At 63.7% G+C, this 24,729-nt stretch carries 28 protein-coding genes; 15 read left to right on the top strand and 13 right to left on the bottom strand.

Going from position 1 to position 24,729, the window contains the following annotated elements:
- The first annotated feature begins 160 nt into the window (after positions 1-160).
- Together AB4074_RS04945 and AB4074_RS04940 are read left to right on the top strand one after the other, a co-directional pair.
- Positions 161-931, top strand: coding sequence for a DeoR/GlpR family DNA-binding transcription regulator (locus AB4074_RS04945; RefSeq protein WP_441412368.1), 771 nt, complete (start codon positions 161-163; stop codon positions 929-931).
- Positions 928-2,121: an MFS transporter gene (locus tag AB4074_RS04940; protein WP_441412367.1), complete on the top strand. Its 1,194-nt coding sequence runs from the start codon at positions 928-930 to the stop codon at positions 2,119-2,121. Before AB4074_RS04945 ends, AB4074_RS04940 begins: the two co-directional genes overlap by 4 nt.
- Before the next feature lie 117 nt (positions 2,122-2,238).
- On the opposite strand, the gene AB4074_RS04935 is transcribed toward AB4074_RS04940, so the two are convergent.
- Genes AB4074_RS04935 through AB4074_RS04920 form a run of 4 tightly spaced genes read right to left on the bottom strand, consistent with a single transcriptional unit; the run spans position 2,239 to position 6,226 of the window.
- On the bottom strand, positions 2,239-2,652 hold the full coding sequence (locus tag AB4074_RS04935; protein ID WP_441412366.1) for a hypothetical protein: 414 nt from the start codon (positions 2,650-2,652) through the stop codon (positions 2,239-2,241).
- 56 nt (positions 2,653-2,708) lie between these two features.
- Positions 2,709-3,956 carry an ABC transporter permease gene (locus AB4074_RS04930; RefSeq protein ID WP_441412365.1) on the bottom strand — a complete coding sequence of 416 codons (1,248 nt, stop codon included), beginning with the start codon at positions 3,954-3,956 and terminating at the stop codon, positions 2,709-2,711.
- Positions 3,953-4,681, bottom strand: a complete 729-nt coding sequence (locus AB4074_RS04925; RefSeq protein WP_234752919.1) for an ABC transporter ATP-binding protein — start codon at positions 4,679-4,681, stop codon at positions 3,953-3,955. Before AB4074_RS04925 ends, AB4074_RS04930 begins: the two co-directional genes overlap by 4 nt.
- A gap of 6 nt (positions 4,682-4,687) precedes the next feature.
- Positions 4,688-6,226 (bottom strand): efflux RND transporter periplasmic adaptor subunit, encoded by a 1,539-nt coding sequence (locus tag AB4074_RS04920; protein ID WP_441412364.1) that lies wholly within the window; start codon positions 6,224-6,226, stop codon positions 4,688-4,690.
- Positions 6,227-6,384: 158 nt separating this feature from the next.
- On the opposite strand from AB4074_RS04920, the gene AB4074_RS04915 reads away from it, so the two are divergent.
- The 6 genes from AB4074_RS04915 to AB4074_RS04890 all read left to right on the top strand — a co-directional run bounded on the left by AB4074_RS04915 (position 6,385) and on the right by AB4074_RS04890 (position 13,399).
- The gene (locus AB4074_RS04915) at positions 6,385-7,881 is read left to right on the top strand and encodes a bifunctional phosphatase PAP2/diacylglycerol kinase family protein (protein WP_441412363.1); all 1,497 of its coding nucleotides are present in this window, start codon (positions 6,385-6,387) and stop codon (positions 7,879-7,881) included.
- Between the two features lie 163 nt (positions 7,882-8,044).
- Positions 8,045-9,043, top strand: coding sequence for an ATP-binding cassette domain-containing protein (locus tag AB4074_RS04910; protein WP_441412362.1), 999 nt, complete (start codon positions 8,045-8,047; stop codon positions 9,041-9,043).
- Positions 9,040-9,930, top strand: a complete 891-nt coding sequence (locus AB4074_RS04905) for an ABC transporter permease (protein ID WP_441412361.1) — start codon at positions 9,040-9,042, stop codon at positions 9,928-9,930. Before AB4074_RS04910 ends, AB4074_RS04905 begins: the two co-directional genes overlap by 4 nt.
- 63 nt (positions 9,931-9,993) lie before the next feature.
- Positions 9,994-11,280 carry a sensor histidine kinase gene (locus AB4074_RS04900; RefSeq protein ID WP_441412360.1) on the top strand — a complete coding sequence of 429 codons (1,287 nt, stop codon included), beginning with the start codon at positions 9,994-9,996 and terminating at the stop codon, positions 11,278-11,280.
- A complete protein-coding gene (locus tag AB4074_RS04895; protein ID WP_441412359.1) occupies positions 11,277-11,972 on the top strand; it encodes a response regulator in 696 nt (231 codons plus the stop codon). The genes AB4074_RS04900 and AB4074_RS04895 overlap by 4 nt, the downstream gene beginning before the upstream one ends.
- Positions 11,973-12,097: 125 nt before the next feature.
- Positions 12,098-13,399, top strand: coding sequence for a M18 family aminopeptidase (locus AB4074_RS04890; RefSeq protein WP_441412358.1), 1,302 nt, complete (start codon positions 12,098-12,100; stop codon positions 13,397-13,399).
- A 1-nt stretch (position 13,400) separates the two neighbouring features.
- On the opposite strand, the gene AB4074_RS04885 is transcribed toward AB4074_RS04890, so the two are convergent.
- Entirely contained in the window at positions 13,401-14,072 is a 672-nt protein-coding gene (locus AB4074_RS04885) for a DUF1345 domain-containing protein (protein WP_441412357.1), read from the bottom strand.
- Between the two features lie 154 nt (positions 14,073-14,226).
- Positions 14,227-14,565, bottom strand: coding sequence for a YnfA family protein (locus AB4074_RS04880; RefSeq protein ID WP_441412356.1), 339 nt, complete (start codon positions 14,563-14,565; stop codon positions 14,227-14,229).
- Between the two features lie 260 nt (positions 14,566-14,825).
- Between AB4074_RS04880 and rpsF the strand changes: the two genes are divergently transcribed.
- The 6 genes from rpsF to AB4074_RS04850 all read left to right on the top strand — a co-directional run bounded on the left by rpsF (position 14,826) and on the right by AB4074_RS04850 (position 18,483).
- Positions 14,826-15,131 (top strand): 30S ribosomal protein S6, encoded by a 306-nt coding sequence (gene rpsF, locus AB4074_RS04875; RefSeq protein ID WP_028267876.1) that lies wholly within the window; start codon positions 14,826-14,828, stop codon positions 15,129-15,131.
- A 55-nt stretch (positions 15,132-15,186) separates the two neighbouring features.
- Positions 15,187-15,762, top strand: a complete 576-nt coding sequence (locus AB4074_RS04870; RefSeq protein WP_078107100.1) for a single-stranded DNA-binding protein — start codon at positions 15,187-15,189, stop codon at positions 15,760-15,762.
- Positions 15,763-15,887: 125 nt separating this feature from the next.
- On the top strand, positions 15,888-16,127 hold the full coding sequence (gene rpsR / locus AB4074_RS04865) for a 30S ribosomal protein S18 (RefSeq protein WP_003800144.1): 240 nt from the start codon (positions 15,888-15,890) through the stop codon (positions 16,125-16,127).
- Between the two features lie 17 nt (positions 16,128-16,144).
- Positions 16,145-16,597 carry a 50S ribosomal protein L9 gene (rplI, locus tag AB4074_RS04860; protein WP_234752901.1) on the top strand — a complete coding sequence of 151 codons (453 nt, stop codon included), beginning with the start codon at positions 16,145-16,147 and terminating at the stop codon, positions 16,595-16,597.
- A gap of 322 nt (positions 16,598-16,919) precedes the next feature.
- Positions 16,920-17,756, top strand: coding sequence for a PhzF family phenazine biosynthesis protein (locus AB4074_RS04855; protein ID WP_441412458.1), 837 nt, complete (start codon positions 16,920-16,922; stop codon positions 17,754-17,756).
- A gap of 100 nt (positions 17,757-17,856) precedes the next feature.
- The gene (locus tag AB4074_RS04850) at positions 17,857-18,483 is read left to right on the top strand and encodes an FMN reductase (protein ID WP_441412355.1); all 627 of its coding nucleotides are present in this window, start codon (positions 17,857-17,859) and stop codon (positions 18,481-18,483) included.
- 27 nt (positions 18,484-18,510) lie between these two features.
- On the opposite strand, the gene AB4074_RS04845 is transcribed toward AB4074_RS04850, so the two are convergent.
- Complete coding sequence (locus tag AB4074_RS04845; RefSeq protein ID WP_441412354.1) at positions 18,511-19,086, bottom strand: hypothetical protein; 576 nt, start codon at positions 19,084-19,086, stop codon at positions 18,511-18,513.
- Between the two features lie 3 nt (positions 19,087-19,089).
- The gene (locus AB4074_RS04840) at positions 19,090-19,569 is read right to left on the bottom strand and encodes a hypothetical protein (protein WP_441412353.1); all 480 of its coding nucleotides are present in this window, start codon (positions 19,567-19,569) and stop codon (positions 19,090-19,092) included.
- A gap of 625 nt (positions 19,570-20,194) precedes the next feature.
- On the opposite strand from AB4074_RS04840, the gene dnaB reads away from it, so the two are divergent.
- A complete protein-coding gene (gene dnaB / locus AB4074_RS04835; protein ID WP_345448217.1) occupies positions 20,195-21,580 on the top strand; it encodes a replicative DNA helicase in 1,386 nt (461 codons plus the stop codon).
- Between the two features lie 24 nt (positions 21,581-21,604).
- Here dnaB and AB4074_RS04830 read toward each other — a convergent pair whose 3' ends face one another.
- The 5 genes from AB4074_RS04830 to AB4074_RS04810 all read right to left on the bottom strand — a co-directional run bounded on the left by AB4074_RS04830 (position 21,605) and on the right by AB4074_RS04810 (position 24,700).
- Positions 21,605-21,937: a hypothetical protein gene (locus AB4074_RS04830; RefSeq protein WP_441412352.1), complete on the bottom strand. Its 333-nt coding sequence runs from the start codon at positions 21,935-21,937 to the stop codon at positions 21,605-21,607.
- 51 nt (positions 21,938-21,988) lie between these two features.
- Entirely contained in the window at positions 21,989-22,957 is a 969-nt protein-coding gene (locus AB4074_RS04825; protein ID WP_441412351.1) for an acyl-CoA thioesterase, read from the bottom strand.
- Between the two features lie 198 nt (positions 22,958-23,155).
- Positions 23,156-23,590: a DoxX family protein gene (locus AB4074_RS04820; RefSeq protein ID WP_441412350.1), complete on the bottom strand. Its 435-nt coding sequence runs from the start codon at positions 23,588-23,590 to the stop codon at positions 23,156-23,158.
- A gap of 127 nt (positions 23,591-23,717) precedes the next feature.
- Positions 23,718-24,131 carry a GNAT family N-acetyltransferase gene (locus tag AB4074_RS04815; protein ID WP_441412349.1) on the bottom strand — a complete coding sequence of 138 codons (414 nt, stop codon included), beginning with the start codon at positions 24,129-24,131 and terminating at the stop codon, positions 23,718-23,720.
- Positions 24,128-24,700 carry an antibiotic biosynthesis monooxygenase gene (locus tag AB4074_RS04810; RefSeq protein WP_441412348.1) on the bottom strand — a complete coding sequence of 191 codons (573 nt, stop codon included), beginning with the start codon at positions 24,698-24,700 and terminating at the stop codon, positions 24,128-24,130. Before AB4074_RS04810 ends, AB4074_RS04815 begins: the two co-directional genes overlap by 4 nt.
- Positions 24,701-24,729: the final 29 nt, after the last annotated feature.

Below are 24,729 nucleotides of genomic sequence, written 5' to 3'. Positions count from 1 at the left end.
CACCTCTAGTGAGCGAGCGTCGGCCTGAAACGCCTCAAAAGTGAGCGAGCGTCTGAGCCGTTCGGCACGCGGGGCGCCTTCGGCGCCTAAGTTCCCGCGCCCAGGCGCCCATATGATCACCAAGGATGATTAGATGATCATTTCCGGATAGCATATGAGCATGAGGACTGTTGACCGCCACCGGCTCATTGGCGAGCTGCTGCGCAAGCGCGAAGAGATCACCGTTGACGAACTCGTTGCCGAATGCGGAGCATCGGGGGCCACTATTCGACGCGACCTGGAAATCCTCGCGTCCCACGGTGTCCTCCGCCGGGTGCATGGGGGCGCCCGCAGCCTCGTGGACCGCGGCGACAACCCCGGCTATGGGCAGCGCGAACTGGAGGACCAGGACGCCAAGGAAAGAATCGCCGTCGCCGTCGAACGGTTGCTCCGCGACCGCGATCACGTGTGGCTGGACAGCGGTTCCACGGCAACGGAGATCGCGCGCCGGCTCGCGCCGCGGGAATTGACCATCATGCCGATGTCCCTTCGCGCGGTGGAATTCCTGGCGACGGACCTTCCCTCTGGGCGGCGTCCGGGTCTCCTGTTGGCCGGTGGCAGCCTGGTTCCCGGCGAGCAGTCATTCCGGGGACCGATGGCAGAGGCCAACATCCGCTCCTTGCGCTTTGACGCCGCCGTCGTGACGCCGTGTGCCATCAACCTTAAGGACGGCCTGTTGGCTCACGATCTCGAGGACGCCGCGATCAAGCGGGCAGGCCTGGAATCGGCGGGGCGGGTGATCGTGGCCTGTACTGGAAGTAAATGGAATGCACAGGCCGTGGCCTTGGTTGCAGCCATGGACGCGGTAGATGTCATTGTGACGGACCGAAATCCAAGCACCGAAGAACGCACCTTACTTGAAAATCTCTCCGTGGAAGTTGTGATCGTATGACCACCAGCACCCGAACCGCTCCGAACGTCAAAGCAGCGGCAATCGCCACTTTCCTGGTTTTTGGCATGAACGGGCTCGTCTTTGCCAGCTGGGCGGCCCGCATACCCGCCGTCACCCAGACCCTGCACCTGACGTCCGGACAGATGGGCACACTCCTGCTGTGCACCGCCGTCGGGTCCCTTGTGGCGCTGCCCTCTGCGGGCTGGATTGTAGGCAGGATCGGCACGGCCAATACCGTCCGCGCCGCGGGGCTCCTGGCCGCCTCCGCCGGAGCGGCTATCGCCTTCTCCTTGATGGCCGGATCCGTGGCCGCCACCGCGCTGGCGCTGTTTTTCTTCGGTGTGGGGGTCGGCCTGTGGGATGTGTCGCAGAATATCGAAGGGGCCGACGTCGAACACCGGCTCGGGCGCACCATCATGCCGCAGTTCCACGCCGCTTTTAGCGGGGGTGCCTTTGTGGGTGCGCTGGTTGGCGCGTGGCTGTCCGAGATCGGCGTTGGACTTCCGGAGCACCTGCTGGTGATTGCCGGCGTCGTGGTCCTTCTCACTTTGACGGCGCCGCGTTACTTCATGCCCCACGAAGCCACAGGAACAATGCCCGACGGCGGCGCGCCCCCTGTCAAGGGTCCGTCGGCTTGGCGGGACTCCCGCACCCTGTTGATCGGTGTGGTGGTGCTGGGAGCGACCCTCACGGAAGGGGCCGGAAACGACTGGATCGCCAAGGCCTCGGTGGATGGCTTGAATACTTCCGAATCGGCAGGCGCTCTTTTGTTTGCGCTCTTCGTGGCGGCGATGACCCTGATGCGTTTCCTTGGCGGCCGTGCGATCGACAGGTTCGGACGCGTAGCCGTGCTGCGGGTCAGCATGGCCGCCGCAGCAGTGGGGCTGGCTCTCTTCGTTTTCGCGGGCAACCTCATCCTTGCCGGGGTGGGTGCGGCCCTGTGGGGTATCGGCGCAGCCTTGGCCTTCCCGATGGGCATGTCCGCTGCTGCCGATGATCCAAAACACGCAGCCGCGCGCGTCTCGGTGGTCTCGACAATCGGCTATGTGGCGTTTCTCGCGGGCCCGCCGCTTCTGGGATACCTAGGTGACCACACCGGCATCCACATGGCCCTGCTTGCCATCGGGGCGCCGATCCTGATCGCACTGTGGCTGGCCGGCGCCGCGAAGCCCCTGGTTAAGGGCAACTGATCCCCACCGCCACCCTCGCCTCGCAAGCTCGGCCAGGGAACCCTGGCGGCGTGGGCCCACGCAGTTGTTGTCGTTTTGAAGGCTCAGAACGACAACAACTGCGAGTCAGTTGGGTGGTTACGGCGCCGAGGTGGCGGGAGCCGAAGGAACTGCGCTCGGCGATGCCCCGTTGGTCGGAGCGCCGCTTTGCCGGTTCCGGCCTTGGCCGCCCTGGCCGTTGAAGTTCTGGAACTGGCCGCGGCCGGGACGGGCCTGGCCGGCATCCATGAGCTTGGTGACGCCGACGCCGGCAAAGAATCCGACGGCAACCAGCAGCACTGCAAGGAGGATCTGCGTCAGGCGACCCATCTTGAAGCGCTTCTTGGGCACGAACGGTTCCGGCGTCTGGGGTTGGCCCCAACCCTGGCCGGTAGGTTCCTGGCCGGTGGCTTGCAGGACCGCTGTCGGCTGTCCGGCGTAGGGCTGTTGCGTGTAGGGCTGCTGGGGCTCCGGCTGGTTCGTGGGGCCGGGCTCCGGTGCTGAATAGGACATTTGTGGATCTCCTGTTGGCTGTTTCTTTTAGTTGCTGGAGGTGGAACTGTGGGCGGTTATTCGTACCGCAGGGCGTCGATCGGCCGCAGTTTCGCTGCCTTGTTGGCAGGGTAGATTCCGAAAATCAGACCGATCGCCGCGGATACGAGGAACGACAGCCACACGGTCCACCACTGGACTTCGGGTTGCGTTCCGAGCAGGGGGAAGGCGCTGCCGATGTAGCCCGCGGCAATTCCCAGGACCCCGCCGATCAGCGAAATGATGAGCGATTCGATCAGGAACTGGCTCACGATGCTGCCCCGCGAGGCTCCGATCGCCTTGCGGATGCCGATTTCGCGGGTACGTTCGGTGACCGTGACGAGCATGATGTTCATAACGCCGATTCCGCCCACCAGGAGCGAAATGCCTGCCACGGCGCCCAAAAGGATGGTCAGTGTGGCCGTGGTGGTGGTGGCCGTCGTGAGGATTTGCGCCTGGTTCCGCACTTGGTAGTCACGGTTGGCGGAGGTGACGTTGTGCCTGGCATCGAGGATCATCTGAACCTCGTTCTGGGCCTGGTTCATGACGTCCGCTGACTTCGCCTGGACAGTGATGGAGGCGAGGGAGGGCGAGTATCCGGTGAACTTGTCCTGGGCCGCACTGTAGGGGATCACCACAATGTCGTCTGGATCGTTCAGGCCCGAGGATCCCTTTTGGGCCAGGACGCCGGAGACCACGAAGTTCTGGCCGTTGAGGGCGATCGTCTGCCCCACGGCCGAGGTCACCGAGCTGCCCACCAGGTCCTGCGCCACGGTATTGCCGATCACGGCCACTGCGGTGCCGCTGCTTGCGTCACCGTCGCTGAAGTAGGACCCCGCCGCGAGGGTGTCGTTCGAAATGGAAAAGTACGACGGCGTGGTCCCCACGAACGTTGCGACCGCGTGGGTTGCGTCCTCGTAAGTACCCGTGACGTTCTGTGCCGTGACCACCGGAGCCGTCGCGGCGACGTCGGGGGCCATGACAGGATCCGTCAGCGCGGCCATGTCCTGCAGCGTGAGGTTGGTGCCGCGGGACCGCGGACCGGTGACGGCTTGCCCGCCGCCCGCGGCGCGGCCGCCCGCCGTCGTCTGGCGGCTCACAGTGAGCACGTTGGTTCCCAGCTTGCCGATCTGGGCCTTGATGGCGTTGGAGGTTCCGGCTCCCACGGCCAGCAGGATGATGACGGATGCGATGCCGATCAAGATGCCCAGAGTGGTGAGGATGGAGCGCATCTTGTTGGCCATCACCCCGGTCAAGGCGAAGCGAACTGATTCGGCGATCATCATGCCGGCACCGCCGTCGCTACAGGGTGCGCATTAACGGCACGGATCCGGTGGTCCTCAATGATGTGCCCGTCCTGGAAGCGCACCACGCGGTTGGCCCGCGCCGCGACGTCGGCCTCGTGGGTGATCATCACAATGGTCCGGCCGTTGGCGTGCAAGGACTCGAAGAGATCCAGGATTTCGTGTGAGGACTTGGTGTCCAGTGCACCCGTCGGCTCGTCGGCCAGCAGCAGCACCGGGTTGGTCACGAGCGCCCGGGCGATGGCAACACGCTGCTGCTGTCCGCCGGAGAGCTGCGAAGGCTTGTGGTCGGCCCGCTCCGCCAAACCCACGGAATCGAGCACTTCCAAGGCCCGCTCGCGCCGTTCCTTGCGGTGTACCTTTGCGTAAGCGAGGGGCATGGAGACGTTGTCCACGGCCCGCGTACGCGGTATCAGGTTGAAATTCTGGAAGACGAAGCCGATTTTCCGGTTGCGGATCTGCGCGAGCTGGAATTCGTCCAGGGTCCCGGTATCGATGCCGTCCAGGTGATAAGTCCCCTGGGTGGCGCCGTCGAGGCAGCCGATGATGTTCATCATCGTGGACTTTCCGGAGCCCGAGGCGCCGATGATGGCCACGAAGTCGCCCCGGTCAATGGAGATGCTGACGGAATCGAGTGCCCGTACTTCGGCCTCCCCTTTGCCATAGATCTTGCTCACGGAGTCCAGTTGGATGACAGCGTCGTTCACGGCTGCTTACCCGCCATTTCCGCGGGTGCCACCGGTGCCGCCCGTAACTCCGGCGCCACCCGTGCCACCGAATCCGCCCGTACCGCCAAGTCCGCCCGTCCCGGTCCGTCCGGTAGTGCCGGTGGTGTCCAGGGTGGAGGAGATGGCCGGGAGTTCAATCTGATCGCCCGCGCTGAGTCCGGCGAGCACCTGGGTGCGGCCATTGTCCGTGATCCCGGTGGTGATGGTCACCGCCGTCGAGGTCCCGTTCTTCATCACGTTGACGGTCTGCTTGGTTCCCGTGGTGGTGATGGCCAGCGAAGGCACCGTCAAAGCGCTCTTGGCGGTCGCCGTCGTCACGGAGATGTTTGCGCTCTGGCCCAGCCGGAGGGCAGCCGGGGGGTTCTTGATGGAGATCGTCACGGGGTAGCTGACCACGTTGTTCGTGGTTGTGGCGTTCTGGGCGATTGCCGTGATGGTTCCGGTGACGGGTGCCGCGGAGGGGTCGGTCTTGAGCGCCGGGAAGGTGAAGGTGGCGGAGTCGCCGGTCTTCATGGCGGCAATGTCGGATTCGGCGAAGTTGGCGATGACCTGCAGATGCGCGGTGTCGCTGATGGTGATCAGTCCGGAGGACGATGTGCTCGCCGCGCTTGTGGAAGAGCTGCTGGAGGAACCGGAAGCTCCAGAAGAACCGGAAGCCGAGGACCCGGATGAGCCGGAGCTGCTGCCGGCATTGCCTCCGACGACGGCGTTCACAGCGGTGACCGTTCCTGAAACCGGGGCCGCGAGTGAGCAGGACGCCAGGTTCTTGGTTGCGGTGTCGACGGCAATCTGGGCCGACGTCGTATTGGATGTGGCGCCGCCACCGCTTTGGGCGGAATTCAGGGCCGTCGCAGCCGAGGCGATCTGCTCTTTGTCCTTGAGGGCCGAACTGGCTTGCTGGTTGACGGCTTGGGTCAGTGCCTGGTTGTCCTTCGCCAGCTGGGCCTGTGCCGTATTGAGTGCGTTCTGGGCCGGCTGGCTGCTGGGCTGGGCGCTGGCAGCGGTCTGAGCCGCAGCGACAGTCGCATTGTCATTGTTCACGGCTGTCTGCGCGGCGGCCACGGCACTGGCTTGCTGGCTCGCGTCCAGGTTGGCCGTTTGTTGGGCGTTGGCCAGGCTCTGATTCGCAGAAGCTACCTGGTTGCTGGCTGAGGCCTGCTGTTGGTTTGCCTGCGCGGCGGCGGAATCCAGTTGGGCCTGGGCGACGGCCAGGGCGTTCTGGGCGTTCGTCGGATCAATGGTCACCAGCACCTGCCCGGCCGTGACTTGCTGACCGGTCACGGCGGAAACAGTGGCGATGGGCCCGGTGCAGTTCTGCGCGTTGATGACCGTGGTGCTTGCGGGCGAGACGTTTCCGCTCGCCGTAGAGACGGCGGCGAGGTCCGCTGCGCTGACCGCGACGGTGCGGGCGGTGGTGTCGGCGGCCGTTTGCGGCACGCCGTTCAGCACGAAGAAGGCGCCGGCGGCAATGCCGATAACGGCCACCCCGATGCCGCTGTTGATGAGTTGAGGCTTTGAGAGCATGCCCGAAGACTATGATCGCTCTCTTGGAGAAGACCGAGTGCTACCTGATGGTTTACCCTATGTGACGCCCGGCGCGGCGTGCCGATTCCCTCGAGCTTGCGAGGGGTAACGACGGTGAGTATCCCCCATCCTAACCAGCCCGCCGATAGTCTGGTGGAATGCGAGGCATGCTGCGATGGGGCTCAGGCCGGATAACGGGACTAGATCGGGCGGCGGTCCGAGCGGTCTCGCGGTGGCCGGAGGGCTCGCATGACGCCGTTCTGAAAAACCTCTCGGAGGCCGCTACCAAGGGCAAGCTCTGGTTTGCTATCGCTGGCGTTTGCGCGGCATTTCCCGGTAAACCCCGAAACGCGGCGATCCACGGACTCCTGGCCCTTGGCGTTGCGTCGGCCGTCACCAATCTCGGTTTCAAGACGCTTCTTCCGCGGACGCGGCCATTGCCCGAGCTCCTGCCGGCTTTCCGCTTTGTCAACCCGCAGCCCACCAGTTCCTCGATGCCTTCCGGTCACTCGGCATCCGCCGTTGCATTCACTCTTGGCGTCGCGCTGGTGAGTCCCCGCCTTGGTGCAGTTCTGGCTCCGGTAGCGGCGGGCGTGGCGTATTCCCGGGTTCATACCGGCGCCCACTGGCCCTCCGACGTCGTGCTCGGCTCGGCGATCGGCGCCGGAGCGGCCCTGCTGACGCGAAAGTGGTGGCCGGCCCGGCCCCCGGTTCCCGCAACGGACCGTTCACCGGCCGATGCCCCCGCAGTCGGCGACGGCGAGGGGCTAAGCATTGCGGTCAACGCCCTCGGCGGTTCCTACTCGCCGGACACCGAGACGCAGCTTCGCGAAATATTCCCCAAGTCGCATATAAGCCTGATTTCCGATGGTGATGACGTGGTTGCAGAAATCCGGGCCGCAGCAGGGCGGCCCGGGACGAAGGCCTTAGGCGTGTGGGGCGGCGACGGAACGGTCGGCACTGCCGCGGCGGCCGCCGTCGAGCACTCGTTGCCCTTACTGGTGCTGCCCGGCGGAACGCTGAACCATTTCGCACGTGACGTAGACGCCCGATCGCTGGAAGGGGCCCTACAGGCCGCCAAAACGGGAGCAGCAGCATGGACAGACCTGGGCCATGTGAGCGCGGGCCGCGGCGTCGATGGCAAGGACGAGACCACCGAGTTCATCATGCTCAATACGGCAAGCATCGGTGTCTACCCCAACCTCGTGCGGCGACGCGAACGGCTGCAGCCCGCCCTGGGGAAGCCCCTCGCGGGACTCGTCGCAGGCCTGCGCACCTTCGGCGCGGCAACGCCGACCACCCTCCGGATCAACGGCGTCCCCCACAAGTTGTGGATCCTCTACCTGGGCCGTGGCCGCTACTACCCGCGCGACCTGGCGCCGCTGACGCGTCCTGTGCTTGACGACGGCGTGTTGGACATCCGCATGGTCACGGCCGATGAGCCTTTTGCGCGGCTTCGTCTGCTGTGGGCGGTCCTTACCGGAACGGTGGGTACCTCCAAGGTGACCCACCTCAGTGAGGCTGCGGAGCTCAGTATCGAGGCGATCGGAGAACCGCTAGTGATAGCGGTCGACGGCGAGCCATTGCCTGGTGTGCGAACCGCGGAGTTCACCGTAAAGCGCCGGGCGCTGCGGGTGTATTCGCCGCTTTACTAGAGTTTCCTAGCGTCGGGAAGACCTGGCCCGGCCGGCATCATCCATAGGGACTACCCTGACCGGCCCCTGAATCATCCCTGAGACCGGCGAATTCCGCCGTGCCGGTGGCTAGCGTTGTACCTACAGTCACCACATAGCTGCAGCAAGCGGAGGGAACGCTTCCATGATTGAGGCAACAGGCTTGAGGAAGGTCTACGGCGCAAAGACAGCCGTGGACGGAATCAGCTTCACCGTACAGCCCGGGAAAGTCACGGGCTTCCTTGGCCCGAACGGCGCCGGCAAGTCCACCACCATGCGCATGATCATGGGTCTCGACCGCCCGACCTCGGGCGACGTCATCGTCAACGGCAAGCATTACTCCCAGCACAAAGACCCGCTCCACCAAGTGGGAGCGCTGCTCGATGCCAAGGCGGTGCACACCAGCCGCAGCGCGTACAACCACCTGCGCGCCATGGCCGCAACCCACGGGATTCCGAACTCGCGCGTTGAAGAAGTCATCGAGATGACAGGCCTCACCGCGGTTGCCAAGAAGAAAGCCGGAGGTTTCTCCCTCGGCATGGGCCAGCGGCTTGGCATCGCCAACGCGCTGCTGGGTGACCCCCAGACGCTCATCCTCGACGAACCGGTCAACGGACTGGATCCCGAGGGCGTCCAGTGGGTCAGGAACCTTGCACGCTACCTGGCAAGCCAGGGCAAGACCATCTTCATTTCCAGCCACCTCATGTCCGAGATGGCCCAGACCGCGGACCACCTCATTGTGATCGGTCGCGGCAGGATCATTGCCGACACCACGGTGGATGCGCTGATTGAGAGCCAGTCCCGCAAGCGCACTTTGGTCCGTACCTCGGAGACAACGCGCTTGTCCGAGTTGCTGGCCCGCGACGGTGTCCGGGTGGAGCAGAACGAACGTGAAACCTTGGAAGTGTACGGAGTGGAGCCGCTCCGCATCGCCGAGCTCGCCCTCGACAACCGGGTACTCGTTTACGAGCTCACTCCGCTCACGTCGTCGCTGGAAGAAGCCTACTTCCAGCTGACCAAGGACGAAGTGGAATACCACTCGCACATCACCGGCGGACCGGCAGCAGCAGGCGGGCCCCTGGACGGAAGCCCCGCCGCCGTCGGCGCCACATCCGCTGCCACCATGGAAGGGATCCAGTCATGAGCACCACTACCATCAGCAAGAAACATGCGATCCCGTCAGCCGGGACCGGTGGCGTCACGTTCCTCCGGGTACTGAACTCCGAATCCATCAAGTTCCGGACCCTCATGAGCACCAAGCTCCTGTTGGTCCTGACCTTCGTGGCCATTGTCGGCATCGGCCTGCTGTCCGCCCTGGTCCGCTGGAACTTCATCAACCAGATGGTCGAAGTCGGCCGGCAGGGTCATAAGGAAACGGTGCAGCAAGCTGTAGCCTCCTTCCCGCCAGGTTCGGGATTCGATCTTTACAACCTGCCGAACGCCGGACTCAACATCGGCATCCTCGTCATGGGTTCCCTGGCCGTACTCTTCATTGCCTCTGAGTACGCCACCGGCATGATCCGGTCAACTATGAACGCGGGTCCGGGACGGCTCTCCACCTTCGGCGCCAAAGCCGTTGTCTTGGTTGTGGTCTCGTATGTCCTTTCGGTAGTGGCCGGCGTCGTGACCTTCCTGGTGGCGTCGCCCATGTTCGCCAACTTTGGCCTTGACCTCGGATGGAACACGGACGGTGTCCTCTACAGCGTTTTCACCGGCGGCCTTTACGTCTCCGGGGTCGCGCTGATCGGCCTCTCGCTCGGAACACTGCTGAAGAACCCGGCCGGCGGCATCACTGTCCTGGTGGGCATCATGTTCGTCCTCCCGTTCGCCGGCCAATTCCTCGGCCTCGCACCCGGAGACTTCTGGAAGTACGTCCCCCAGTACCTGCCCAGTGAGGCCGGCGGCCGCTTGTTGTCGATCGGCCACGTAGACGGCACCCTGGATTCATGGGCGGGCGGCCTCGTGTTCCTTGGCTACGTCATCTTGTTCATGGTTCCTGCCCTCATTGTGCTCAAGAAGCGCGACGTCTGATTCGCGATCGACTGATTCGGAATCCAGGACACCCACTCCAGGCAAGGCCACTAGGCTCAAGCCATGAGTGAAGAGTTGCCAGCACAGGACGCGTCGGCCCACGTGGCCGACGCGTCCTTTGCTGAAATCACGCTGCGCCGCCGTGGCAGGTTCCGCCGCTATCTCTTTGAGCACCCGCGGGTCATGGACGCGGTGGTGGTGCTTTGCTATTCGCTGTTGGCATTGCCCACGTTCATCAGCTGCATCCTGGACGGCAAGTGGTTCGCCGCCCTGCTGCTCGTCGCCATTGCCGCCATCCTGTTCCTTCGACGCCGCAATCCGCTCAGTGTCACTGCGGCCGCTGCGGTCCTCGAAGTTGCCGTGACGCTGCTGAATCCCTGGGGTTCGAACGTCTCCGCGGGACTGTGGTTTGCGCTGTATGCGGTGGCCGTGGCGAAGACTAGGACCTTCGCGTTGACGGTGTTTGGCGCGGCGAGCCTGCCGCTGACCCTCGTGTACCTGTTCATGTGGACCAGCCCGGCGACCCCATCCAACGGAGAGGCGATTCCGGAGAACTTCCACCTCATCAGCAACATCGCCGCCGCGGCCAGCATTTTGTTGTCCAACCTCATCGCCACCGGCATCGGCATTTCGGTGCGGCAGCGCCGCGAGCATGAGAGCGAAATCAGGGCCTGGGCAGCACGCACGGCCCGCTTGGGTTCCGTCACCGAACGCAACCGGATCGCCAGGGAGATGCACGACGTCGTGGCCCACTCCCTCACAGTCATGATCAGCCTCTCGGACGGCGCCGCCGTTGTGGTCAAGAAGGATCCGGAGCGCGCGGGTGAGGTGCTTAGCGAACTCTCCCGCACGGGCCGGACTGCGTTGGCCGACATGCGCCGCGTCCTCGGCGTGCTGCGGGAAGACTCTGCACGTCCTGCTCCTTTGGAGCCCCTGGTTTCCGGGCACGACCTAAGCAAGCTGCTCGATGGATTCCGGACGGCAGGGCTGCCGTTGCACTATTCGCACACGGGACCTGCCCTTCCTGAAGACCCGGCGTTCCAGCTCACCGTCTACCGGATCGTGCAGGAATCCCTGACAAACGTGCTCAGGTACGGCCGTTCCTCGAGCCAAGTGGATGTGAGGATCGTGCGGGAGGGCGACTCGGTCACCATTGAAGTGCTCGACGACGGCCGGGGCTCCCGGGATCCGGGCACCGAAGAGGCGGTCCTGGGAACGGGCCAAGGCATCGCGGGGATGCGTGAACGTGCGGGAATCTATGCTGGAACGGTGGATGCCGGTCCTGGAATACACGGCGGGTGGCGCGTTCATGCGGAGCTGAACTGGAATGGCGACAAGGGGAAATCATGACTGACAATGCTCCCATCAGGGTTCTGCTGGTGGACGACCAGCCCTTGCTGCGCATGGGATTTCGACTGATCCTGGAAGGCGAAGACGATCTCGAGGTCGTAGGCGAAGCCTCCGACGGCGCCGAAGCAGTCCGGAAGGTCGAGGAACTGGAACCGGACGTGGTGCTCATGGACGTCCGGATGCCTGCCGTGGATGGAATTGAAGCCACACGGCGGATCACGGCCTCGGCGTCAAACGCCAGGATCATCATCCTGACTACTTTCGACCTCGATGAATATGCCTTCTCAGGCCTTCAGGCAGGGGCCTCCGCGTTCCTGCTGAAGGATGTTGCGCCTGCGGAGTTGGTCCAGGGCGTCCGGCTCGTGGCCAGCGGCGACGCCGTGGTGGCTCCGAGGGTCACCCAGCGGCTCCTGGAGACCTACGTCCGCGGGGGTCGCGTGCCCGGCCAGGCCACAGCCCAGGCCCGCGATCCGCTGCTCGAAGAATTGACGCCCCGCGAAACCGAGATGCTGGAGGCTATCGCGGGAGGGCTGTCCAACGCGGAAATCGCCCACAAGTTCTTTCTTTCCGAGGCAACGGTCAAGACCCACGTCCGGCGGATCCTCACCAAGCTGCACTTGCGCGACAGGGTCCAAGTGGTGGTCTACGCCTACGAAACAGGACTCGTGATCCCGAGCAACCCGGATTACTAGCGACGCGGATACTGCCTCGCGCCTCGCAAACGGACCAGGGATGCCCGGATGCAGTGGTCGCTGATCCGTTTGCGCGTCGCCGATCCGAAACGGCGTCGTCAGCGGCCGCGGCTAGACTCGAAGCCATGCCTTCGAACTCCGCTGCAGCACACATCCAGGACCTTGGCGCGTATGTGAGCGCATCGCCGTCGAGCTTCCACGCCGTACACGAGGCCGCGCGCCGCCTCGATGCGGCAGGTTTCACGGCCCTTGATGAACTTCTGCCATGGGAGGGCGGGGCTGGCCGCTTCTACGTGATCCGGGATGGCGCCCTCATTGCTTGGGTGACGCCCGAAGGCGCAACTCCGACTACGGCGTTCAACATCCTTGGCGCCCACACGGATTCTCCGTCCTTCAAGCTCAAGCCCAAGCCGACGACAGGCAAGTTCGGCTGGCTCCAGGCCGGCGTGGAGGTCTACGGCGGCCCTTTGTTGAACTCCTGGCTGGATCGTGAGCTTCGGCTCGCGGGCCGGCTCGTGATGCTGTACGGCACCCAGCACCTCACAGCTACCGGACCGCTCCTCCGCTTCCCGCAGTTGGCCATCCACCTGGACCGGGCTGTCAATGACGGCCTCACGCTCGACAAGCAACAGCACATGAACCCGGTATTCGGCCTCGGCGATCCCGGTTCCGCGGACGTCCTGGCAATCCTGGCGGACTCCGTGTCCGGGGCTTCCGTGGATCCGGCCCAGATCGGCGGCTACGACATCGTCGTCGCGGACACCCAGGCGCCTGAGCAGTTCGGTGCCAAGGGCGAGTTCTTCGCTTCAGGACGGCTCGACAACCTCTCTTCAACCCACGCAGGGCTTGCGGCACTCATCGCGCACGCAACCGCGGGTGCGCCGACCGCCGGCCCCATTGCCGTCCTGGCGGCCTTCGACCACGAAGAAATCGGCTCGGCCTCGCGCTCCGGGGCCTGCGGACCCATCCTCGAAGACATCCTCACCCGGATCTCTGACGGATTCGGCGCCACCGTGAGTCAATGGCGCCAGGCGTTGTCGGCGTCGTTCTGTGTTTCCGCGGATGCCGGCCACGCCGTCCACCCCAACTACCCGGAGCGGCACGATCCCACCAACCGGCCCATCCTCAATGGCGGACCGCTCCTCAAAATCAACGCCAACCAGCGTTACGCCACGGACGCCACCGGCGCGGCCTTCTGGGCCCGGCTCTGCGGCGAGGCGGGCATCCCCTACCAGGAGTTCGTCTCCAACAACGACGTCCCGTGCGGCTCTACCATCGGTCCACTGACGGCTACCCGCCTGGGGATCCGGACGGTCGACGTCGGCGTGCCCCTTTTGTCGATGCACTCGGCACGCGAGCTATGTGGCGTTGAAGACCCGCGCCATTTGGCCACGGTGGCGGAGTTGTTCTTCCGAACAGCGATCTAGCTCAGGATGCGAGGCTCACCACGAGGTTGATCGTGGTGGCCAGAATCCCGACGCCGAAAACGTAGGCGAGCAGGCTGTGCCGCAAAGCAGCGGACCGCATTGCCCTGGTGGTGATCGACGTGTCCGAGACTTGGTAGGTCATCCCCAGACTGAATGCCATGTACGCGAAATCCGTGTATTGCGGCGGTTCTTTTTGGTTGAACTCGATGCCTTGGGGTGGATCGGACGTGTAGTACACCTCGGCATAACGCAAGGTGAAGAGGGTGTGGACCAGTAGCCACGAGGCCGCTGCACCAACGAGGGCCAGCAAGGCGAGCATGAATTTGTCGAATCCGTGCGCATCCTTGGCGCCGATCATCACCAGCACGACGGCTGCCAGGGAACCGATCGCGGCACACAGGATGAGAAGGTCGGCGGTGGAGCGCCGCGGATCCTCTTCCGTGGCGTGGCTTCTCGTCTGATCGGCCTTCATCGGGGTGATGACTGTCCACACGAAAACGTTGTAGACCACCGCTGCAACCGCCCAGCCCGCGGCGGGTGCGTAAATCCACTGACCCCAGATCCCGGTCGCCACCGCGGCAGCGATGCCGGTGAGGATCATCAGCCCGAATCGCAATCGGGAACGTTTGGCACGGGCAGACTTCGGATGTTGGTTCTTTGCTGCGGCGTTCATAGTCAGATCATGGCACGGGGGTTGGCCGGCCCCGGCGTCACGCCACGCAGACTTTTAGCGTCCGGCGTGGAACTGCGCCGCGGAAAACCGGGTGATCCCGACGTCGGACGGTCCAGAAAGTTGCGCAGCGTGACGGCTTAGCTGCCTTGCCGGCTTAGCTGACCGGCCGGGGCGCGAACATGATGACGGCGACGCCCAGGATGCAGATCATGGCGCCGATGACGTCCCAACGATCCGGGCGGAAACCGTCCATGAGCATTCCCCAAGCCAATGATCCGGCGATGAACACCCCTCCATATGCTGCGAGGACACGGCCGAAGTGTGCGTCAGGCTGGAACGCCGCCACGAACCCGTAGATGCCGAGGGCCACGATCCCAAGGCCAGCCCACCACCACGGTTTGGCTTCCCTGACTGATTGCCACACGAGCCACGCCCCGCCGATCTCGGCGACGGCCGCGAGGACAAAGAGTGCGACGGATTTGAGGATGGTCATGAGTTCAGTCTGCCTGAGGCTGGCGCGCCGGTTCCGCGGGAGTTATCCACATACCTGGGTTTTCCACATATGCGCCGCCGCTCATTCCACCTTGCCGACACGCCGAATAGGCTTAGAGGCGGGAAATGGACTAAGATATTGAAGTCTGTGCTGCGCCCTGCTTCCGCTTCTGGAAGCGGTCAGCAGCACTGTTCATCGCAAATGAACCTCCTGTTACGGAAATGCCGTAACCGCTTAGCCCAAAGGAGGTGGGTTCACATATGCGTCCTTACGAATTGATGGTAATCATCGACCCCGAGGTCGAAGAGCGTACCGTAGAGCCGTCGCTTCAGAAGTTCCTCAATGTCATCACCACCGATGGTGGAACCATCGAAAAGGTTGACATCTGGGGCCGCCGTCGCCTCGCTTACGACATCAAGAAGAAGTCCGAAGGTATCTACGCTGTGGTGAACTTCACCGCCAAGCCGGAAACCGCCAAGGAACTTGACCGCCAGCTGAGTCTCAACGAGACCATCATGCGCACCAAGATCACCCGCCCCGAAGAGCAGAAGGTCGTTGCTGAGTAATTTCAGCTCCAGGCTTTCATTCTTTACCCCGCAGGAACGAACAAGGAGGCAGTAGATGGCAGGCGAAACCACTATTACGGTCATCGGTAATCTCACCAATGACCCCGAACTGCGGTTCACACCGTCAGGTTCGGCGGTAGCGAACTTCACCATCGCGTCTACTCCCCGGACCTTCGACCGCCAGTCCAATGAATGGAAGGACGGGGAAACCCTGTTCCTCCGCGCATCGGTATGGCGCGAAGCAGCTGAAAACGTCGCCGAATCCCTCACCAAGGGTATGCGCGTGATCGTTTCCGGCCGCCTGAAGAGCCGTTCCTACGAAACCAAGGAAGGCGAGAAGCGCACCGTTATCGAGCTCGAAGTCGATGAAATCGGCCCGAGCCTGCGTTACGCCAACGCCAAGGTCAACCGCACCCAGCGCTCCGGCGGTCAGGGTGGTCAGGGCGGCTTCGGCGGCGGCAACAACAGCGGCGGCTTCGGAGGTGGCGGCGCTGGTGCAAACCAGGGCGGCAACTCCGGCGGAACATGGGGCGGCGGCCAATCCGCACCGCAGGAAGACCCCTGGGCTACCCCGGGCGTCAGCAATGCGGGTGGATGGGGCAACGGCCCGGATTCCGAACCTCCCTTCTAAATACTCATAAAAGTTCGACGCCGGAACCCGCCGGACGTGCCGCGAGGCACCCGGGTGGCGACCGCCGTCGAGCACCACCATCCCGTGGATCCATTCCACGGGCTCCATAGAAAAGGAGCTCCACGATGGCTAAGGCTGAACTCCGTAAGCCCAAACCAAAGTCCAACCCCTTGAAGGCCGCTGACATCACTGTCATCGACTACAAGGACGTAGCATTGCTGCGCAAGTTCATCTCCGACCGCGGAAAGATCCGCGCCCGTCGCGTCACTGGCGTCACGGTGCAGGAACAGCGCAAAATCGCCCAGGCAATCAAGAACGCCCGCGAAGTTGCTCTGCTGCCTTACTCCGGCGCTGGCCGCGGCTAAGGAAGGGATTAACTAACATGGCAAAGCTCATTCTGACCCACGAAGTAACCGGTCTCGGTGCTGCTGGCGATGTTGTCGAGGTCAAGGACGGTTACGCACGTAACTTCCTGCTGCCCCGCGGCTTCGCTCTGACCTGGACCAAGGGTGGCGAGAAGCAGGTTGAGTCCATCAAGGCTGCCCGCGCTGCTCGTGCCCACGCTTCGGTTGAAGCTGCACAGGCCCAGGCTTCTGCGCTTTCTTCCAAGAAGGTCAAGCTCGTAGTGAAGGCCGGCGAGTCCGGTCGTCTCTTCGGCACCGTCAAGCCGGCGGATGTCGCTGCTGCAGTTGAGGCCGCCGGCCTCGGCTCCATCGACAAGCGCAACGTTGAACTGCCGAACCACATCAAGTCACTTGGTTCGTACCAGGCCAACGTCCGCCTGCACGAGGACGTTTCCGCTGTCATCGACCTCGAGGTCGTTGCAAGCAAGTGATGCAGGGTTCCCTGGAAGCTGTGGGGCCACGCCGACGAGGGTCCCAGCCTGAGCTTGCGAACGCTGGGAGTCGGTGGGGACTTGCGAAGCTTCGAGGGGGCATCACGCAGCGGTAAGCTCTGACGTAGCTTGAAGGACCCCCGTCTCCGGTTTCCGGAGGCGGGGGTCCTTTGCTTTGCGCGGTTTCGGGGCCCGCGAACTGGCAGTAGATGCCCTCTGGCGGCCTCGTGAGGGGCATTAGCTGCCAGTTCGCCTAAAGAAGACAGGGCTGGGGGCCGTGGCCGGTGGAACTTGATAGCCTGCCGGGGTGAACCTTGAAACGATGCGCATCAGGCCCTTCTCGCAAGTGGATGTCTTCACTGACGTGCCGTATCTCGGCAATCCGCTTGCCGTCGTCGTCGACGCTGAAGGGCTCAGCGCGGAGCAGATGCAGCACTTTGCAAACTGGACCAACCTGTCTGAAACCACTTTCCTGCTGCCGCCGAGTGATCCTGCGGCCGATTACCGGGTCCGGATCTTCACCGGCAGCGAGGAATTTCCTTTCGCGGGACATCCGACGCTCGGCTCGGCGCATGTTTGGCTGGCGTCCGGAGGAGTGCCTAAGCAGGAAGGGATGCTGGTGCAGGAATGCGGCGCAGGCTTGGTCAAGGTAAAGCTCGACGGCAGCCGCCTCGCCTTCGCTGCGCCGCCACTGACCCGCTTCGGGCCCGTGGACGAAGCAATCATGGAACAGTTGGCCGCCGGACTCCGCCTGCCCCGAACCGCACTCTCGGATGCCTCGTGGCTGGTCAACGGCCCGCAATGGATCGGTGTGCTGCTCGAATCGGCCGAACAGGTCCTTGGCCTCGAGCCGGACCTTACGGCTTTGGGGGAGCTGAAGGTTGGTGTGATCGGTCCCCATGAACCGGGTGCCGGCGTCGATTTCGAGGTCCGGACGTTCATTCCGGGAGACGCCATGGTGGAGGACCCCGTGACTGGAAGCTTCAATGCGGGAGCCGCCCAGTGGCTGATCGGCAGCGGCCGGGCGCCGGAACAATACGTCGCCGCGCAGGGTACGGTGCTGGGCCGGGCGGGACGCATCCACGTCAAAGCGGAAGACGGCGACATCTGGGTAGGCGGGAGCTCGGTCATGTGCATCCAGGGAACCGTCCGGCTGTAGCAGGGGAATAAAACGGGCAGGGGCACAGTTTGGGAGTATAGATGCAAACGCATGTACTCTGGTTTGAAGCCATCGAACCGCCCAGCAACAGGAGATCGCCATGGAGACCCGCCGCATAACCGTCCTTTCCGCCGGACTTGGCGTACCGTCGTCGAGCAGGCTTCTTGCAGACCAGCTCGCTGCGTCGGCCAAGCGCCAGCTGGGCGATGCCGGGTACGAGGTGCGGGTGGACGTTATCGAACTCCGGGACCTGGCCGTGGATATCGCCAACAACTTCGTCACCGGCTATGCCGCACCGCGCCTCGCGGATGTGATCGCCGGCGTCGAGGATTCTGATGGCATCATCGCCGTGACGCCCGTCTTCAGCGCCTCCTACAGCGGGCTGTTCAAGTCCTTCATCGACGTTCTGGACCCGAAGTCCCTGGACGGCAAGGCAGTTCTTCTCGGCGCCACGGGCGGCACCGACCGGCACCAAATGGTGCTCGACTACGCCATGCGTCCGCTCTTCACCTACCTTCGCACCCGGATAACCCAGACGTCCGTTTTCGCCGGGCCCCAGGATTGGGGAAACACCGACGACGGAGCGTCGCCGCTATCGGTCCGCGTGGACCGCGCGGCCGGCGAGCTGACCCGGCTCCTGAGCGGCGAGCAGCCGCACCGCAAGGCGGACGCCATGGAATCCCTGCCGTTTGAGCAACTCCTCGCGGGGATCACCGCGGGACGCTAGGCAAGCCGGGCTGAGCCGCACCTGGCGCTAGTCGTCGAGCAGCTCGATGAACTCCCGGGCCTGCTTCATGCTGATATCGGAATGCTTGGTCAAGGCCAACGCTGCCGCTTCGACGTCGCCGCTCTTGGCCAAGGTGCGGATCCGTCCGTAGATCTCGTCATTGAGCATATTGCTGCTCACCTCACGCGTGACGTCGCCCTTGCTGGCGATTGCCCGGTAACGGTACGGGAAGCGCTCCGGCTCGTCGTCGTCGGGCATGAGGTCCTGTGGGGCAGTCTCGGGCTTGCGGAAGGGCTGCGGGTGCGCTGCAAGTGCGCCGACGGCGTCCCGTGAGGCGCGCAGGCCTTCTCCGGTGGCGCTGAGGTACAGCTTGATGGCCGCCATGGCCTGACCTTGGGCGATCAGGGAATACAGCTGCCGGTGTTGATCCTCGCTGAGCTTTGCGGCGGCCTCGCGGGCCAGCTCCACAGGGTCCACGGCCGCTTTGCCCGTGGCGGCATTGCCGCGAAGTTCCGCAGAGCGGCGGGAGAGCACGCGGCTGATCAGCAGCACGCCGACGACGACGGCCGCCAGGATCAAGACCGGAATGAGTAGGGATGACATGCGCTAAAGCCGATCTATGTAGTTCTTGGCGGTCAACAAGTCCGAGTGGGTTTGCTGGCGCAGGAGCTTGATCGCCTGGATTTTCTGCCCACTGCGGACCATTCCCTGCAATTGCAGGGCGAACTGTGGATTCAACTGCCCGTTGGGCAGAATGGGGCCGTTGTAGCCGGCCTGGCCGACCCCCGGGCTGGCCCCGGCTTGCGCCCTGAGCGCGGCCCGCGACTGGCTGTCCTGCTGCGACTGCTGCTGCGCGTTTTGGCTCGGCCTGGTGGACGCATCGATACGGGCCCTTGCCGCCGTCGCCGCCTGCACTTGGGCGGCCTGGTGGGCTGCCGAGCGGGCGGCCAGCTCACGTTGATAGCGCTCGGCGTCGGACAGCCCTGAGTTGCGTGGCTTGAATGCCTCCGTCAGGGCCCAAATCACAGCCACAAGGATGACAACGGGCATTGCGACCAGCAGTACATCCCCAATGGTGAAACCCATACCTTGAGCTTATGTCAGAACGCGGTTATCCACAGCACATTCCTGCTACGGCATAGCTTCTGAGAGCCGGCTGTCAAATTCCGGGAGAGATTGTGGGGAGTATCACATTTTCGGCATATTTATCCCTCCTGGGGCGCTTGAGTGAGGGGAGAGGTGCGCATTGAGCGAATCGGCCTGTGGATGATCCCTGGAGAAAATACTTTTGATCCACATGGCTTGAACAACGTTTCCCCAGCTCAGGGACCATTTGCCGGAAAAAGAAATTCTCTTTCCACAGGGTCATGCACAGACTGTGCACAAGTAGGGGCGTTTATTCCACACTTTATCCACAGGCCCGGCTTGGTGCCTCGGAAAAGCAGGGCTAACGTGGCTGAGTACCCGCTTTAGGTACTTGGAAAACCCCTGTTTCTTGTGGACTACACCTCGGTGCCGTCGAAAAGCAGCGCGCCCGCGGACTTGTCTGTGGATAAGTTGTGGAAATCTCGGGGAACCAAAATTGTCGGTGCCCTACGGAACAGTTTGGACCAGCCGGCATAAACGGCGCGGTCGGAGCAACCCACACCTGGGCATTGGCCTACCGCACCGCCGGGAACAGTTATCTGCGCGGTACACAATGGAGGACGGCTTGTCAGTTACGCACTTGGATTCGATCGAGGGCGGCCGGACATCGGACGCCAGCCGCAAACCTCCCCAGGACATTCCCGCTGAGCAATCGGTTCTCGGCGGCATGATGCTGTCCAAGGACGCCATTGCCGACGTCGTGGAAATTGTCCGCGGCCATGACTTCTACCGCCCCGCCCACGAGACGATCTACGAGTCCATCATCGATCTCTACGGCCGCGGCGAACCTGCCGATGCCGTCACAGTGTCCGATGAGCTGACCAAACGCGGCGAGATCAACAGGATCGGCGGCCCTGCCTACCTGCACGAGCTCATCCAGACCGTGCCCACGGCGGCCAACGCCGGCTACTACGCCGAAATCGTGGCTGAGCGAGCCGTCCTGCGCCGGCTCGTCAACGCCGGCACCAAGATCGTCCAGATGGGCTACGGCCAGGACGGCGAGGTGGAAGACCTCGTCAACCAGGCCCAGGCCGAGATCTATGCCGTGGCCGAACGCCGCACGGCGGAAGATTACGTGGCGCTCAAGGACGTCATGGAATCCACCGTTGACGAGATCGAGGCATCCGGCCACCGCGGAGAAGGCATGACGGGTGTCCCCACCGGGTTCTATGAACTCGATGAGCTCACCCACGGCCTGCACCCGGGTCAGATGATCGTCATCGCCGCGCGCCCCGCCGTCGGTAAGTCCACGTTCGCGCTTGACTTCGCCCGTTCCGCTGCCATCAAGCACAACCTCGCCACCGTGATGTTCTCCCTGGAAATGGGACGGAACGAAATCGCGATGCGCCTGCTGTCCGCGGAAGCCACCATTGGCCTCCAGGACCTGCGCAAGGGCACCATCAAGGACGAGCAGTGGTCCAAGATCGCCACCACGATGGGCCGCATGAACGATGCTCCGCTGTTCATCGATGACAGCCCCAATATGTCCCTCATGGAAATCAGGGCCAAGTGCCGCCGCCTGAAGCAGCAGCACGACCTCAAACTGGTGATCCTCGACTACCTCCAGCTCATGAGCTCCGGCAAGAAGGTGGAATCCCGCCAGCAGGAAGTCTCCGAATTCTCGCGTGCCCTCAAGCTGTTGGCCAAGGAGCTGCAGGTTCCGGTCATCGCGCTCTCGCAGCTCAACCGTGGATCCGAACAGCGCCAGGACAAGCGGCCCATGGTCTCGGACCTCCGTGAATCCGGCTCCATCGAGCAGGACGCCGACATGGTCATCCTGCTTCACCGCGAGGATGTCTACGACAAAGAATCCCCCCGTGCCGGCGAGGCTGACATCCTCATCGCCAAGCACCGTAACGGTCCCACCAAGGACATCGTGGTTGCCTTCCAAGGGCATTACTCCCGCTTCGCCAACATGGCGGGCGAGACTGGCGGCGGTGGCGGGTTCTAGCCTCAGGCTGGTCAGTGGTGCTGGTCAGTGGTGCGTAGACCCTACGAAGTCCAGGGCCTCACGGGCGAGGGCGAGCCATGACTCCTGATCGTCGGCCATAACCGTGAGCCACTCCTTCATGGCACGCCCCTTTCCGGCGTCGAACGGCGCCCCGGCTCCGGTCCCGATCAGGGCGCTGACTCGATCTCGTGGCAGCTTCACAACGAGCCTGCCTCCCGAAACCATCGCGAAAATCGAGCCGTGAACCTTCAACGCCGAGGAGCCGAATCCATGCTGTCCCGGTTCGCCGGGCATGCTCACACCCGGGACAGCCCTGAATTCGTCGATCAGTGCGTTGAACCGTTCCTCAGCCAACATGAGGACATCTTCCCGCCCCGGACTTCGCGGCGCCAGACCCGGACAGAACGCCTAACCGCCGTTGAGCAGATGATCCGGCATCCGGTTCCCGGGAGCCCGTCCGCGGATTTCCAGCAGTTCGCGGGCGTGGGCATGAAGGCGCCGGTCCTCGTCCGTTTCCGGCACCCAGGGCGGGATTGGAACGGACGTGCCGGTTTCGTCCCTGGCCACCATGACCGTGAGGCAGTGGGTGGTCAGGTTCATCTCAGGGCTCTTGGGGTTTCCGGAGCGCACATGCACGGCAATATGCATGCCTTTGTGGCCTGTGTAGACGAGCCGGGCTTCTACTTCCACCACGTCGCCGATCAAGAGCGGGCGGTAGAAGCGCACGCCTCCGGAGAACACCGCCACGGTGTCCTTGCCGCAGTACCGGGAAGCGCAGACGTACGCGGCCTCATCGATCCACTTCATGACGATGCCGCCGTGGACTTTCCCTCCCCAGTTCACGTCAGTGGGGGCCGCCATGAAGCGGAGAACGACGCGCTCGGCTGTGCCGGCGTCGGTATATTCCTGTGCGTTCATGGCTTCGACGATCTTTTCCCGCACGGCGATCCGCGCGAGGGCGTTGTCTCGCTGCTCGATTTCCTCCGGCGTCGACGGCTCGAACTGGGGGACTGGAACGGGGCGGCCGTCGGGACCGACAGCAACGAAGATCACCAGGCACTGGCTGCGCATCGTGGCCGGACCGCCCTTGGGATCGCCGGAGGACACGGTGGTCCGGATGTGCATGGAAGAGCGGCCCGTGTAGACGATGGTCGCTTCCACCTCGACCATGTCTCCGCTGTTCACGGGGTCGGCGAAATGGATGTTGCCGACATATGCCGTGACGCAATAGGACTTCGACCAGCCAACAGCTGCCGCGTACGCCGCCTTGTCCACCCACTCAAGGACTGTGCCGGCGTCGACGGACCCGCTGTGTCCGACGTCGGTGGGGGAAGCCAGGAACCGCAGCGTGACGGAGTGTGAGGGGAGCTCGCTCATGACGTGAGTGTATCGACGGCGTGGGTGCTGATGCGCTGTATGACGGGCTGGCGACGCGCAAACGAACCAGCGACGCGCAAACGAACCAGTGACACGCAAACGGGCTGCCGACGCCCGGATTCCGGAGTCGACAGCCCGTTTTGGCATCAGCAGCGCACTTGGGTGTCGCCGGCGCGGCCGCGCTTTACGGGCCGATGCCTAGGCGAGGATGCCCAGCTTGGAACCCTGCCGGCCGAAGACGGCGGAATCGATGGAGATCCGTCCGGCGCCGGTCAGGGCCACGGCTGCCGCAGCGGCGGCGAGGGCCAAGACAAGTTCGTACCCACCCTTGTCGGCAAACAGGCCTGCCGGAGCGTGGACCAGGAACAGGGCGCCGAGCATGTCGAGTGCGAGGAGGGCGGCGAAGACACGTGTCAGCACGCCCGCGATGAGGGCGATGCCTCCTGCAAGTTCGATGGTTGCCACGATCGGGGCCACGACGTCGGCGGCGGGTACGCCCATCTTGCCGAAGGCCGCCTGTGTGCCGGCGATGGTGAACTCGGTGAATTTCTGCCAGCCATGCGCGGCGAAGATGAAGCCGACGATGACGCGCAGGACGGTAAGGGCTGTGTTGGTCAGGGTGGACTGGTTCATGTATTTGCACCGTTTTCGGGTAGCGGGTGGCTGTCGTGAAGCTCCCAAGGCCAAGGCCTAATTTGTTGAAGCTTCAACCCAAGCCTTTCGAACTTTGCTGAAAGTGTCAAACAACCGCGGCCTGGTGCTACCTTTGCTCGCGCCTTTCCAGATACCTCGCATCAGGTTCCTCAAAACCGAACTGGCGGTACAGTCCATGGGCATCCGTGGTGTGCAGCATCCAGCGGAAGTTGGCTCCCGGACCGCCGTCGACCATTTCCGCTACCATCGCCTTGCCCAACGCTTGACCTCGCGCGGATTCATGGACGTAGACATCGGCCAGGTACGCAATGGCCACGCCGTCGGAAAACGAGCGCGCAAAACCCACCATGGCGCCGGTTTGAGCGTCGAAGGCGCCCACTATGCGCCAAGCGTTGTCCAGTTGGGCCTCCACGTCTGCGCGGGTCCGCCACCGGCCCCAATAGACCTTGGTTGAAAGTTCGGCCCACAGCCAGTCACGGTCGATCCGGGCTTTGTCTGTGGAGAGCACGTAGCGGTTCACGACTGGCCCTTCCGCTTTGCTTCCAACCAGGGCTTCAGGAGCCGCGTGGTAACCGGCAGGAAAATGTAGACCATGAGTGGCGTCAGGATACAGATGTTCAACAGAACCTGTAGGACCAGCGGCCAGCCCAGGACCAAGGGGTGCAGCAGAAAATTGGCCAGCAGGCTCAAAGGAAAGAACGGCAGGAAGATGCTGACGGCCTGCTTCCACCGCGGCGGCACTGCGGTCTCCGGGACAACGAGGTTCACGTCGCCGGGTTGGGAAAACCATCCCTCGATCCCGGAACGGCGCTCCACCCGTGTGACCTCCATGAGTTCGGTGGCGCTTTCGATCCACCATCGGCGCTCTTCGGATTCCTCCCAAGCCTGCAGGGTTTCAGCGTCCGCGAAGCGGTAAAGCATGTGCCATTCATCGGAATCGGCCGCCGTGCGCACCCACCCTGAACCCAGGTAGCCGGGCCATTCCCGGGCAAGTTCCTGGCCAGCGTGGGCCCATGCGTTGGCTTGGCGGGTGTAACCGGGAGTGATGGTGCGGGCGACGGAAACGGTGATGGGATGCTTGAGCGACACCTCACCAAGCTACATGCCGGTGCCCCGCT

This window comes from Arthrobacter sp. 2MCAF14 (genome assembly GCF_052115645.1).
Lineage (GTDB): Bacteria > Actinomycetota > Actinomycetes > Actinomycetales > Micrococcaceae > Arthrobacter.
The sequence above is the reverse complement of the archived record's forward strand: the minus strand, read 5'-3'. Positions and strand labels throughout refer to the sequence as shown.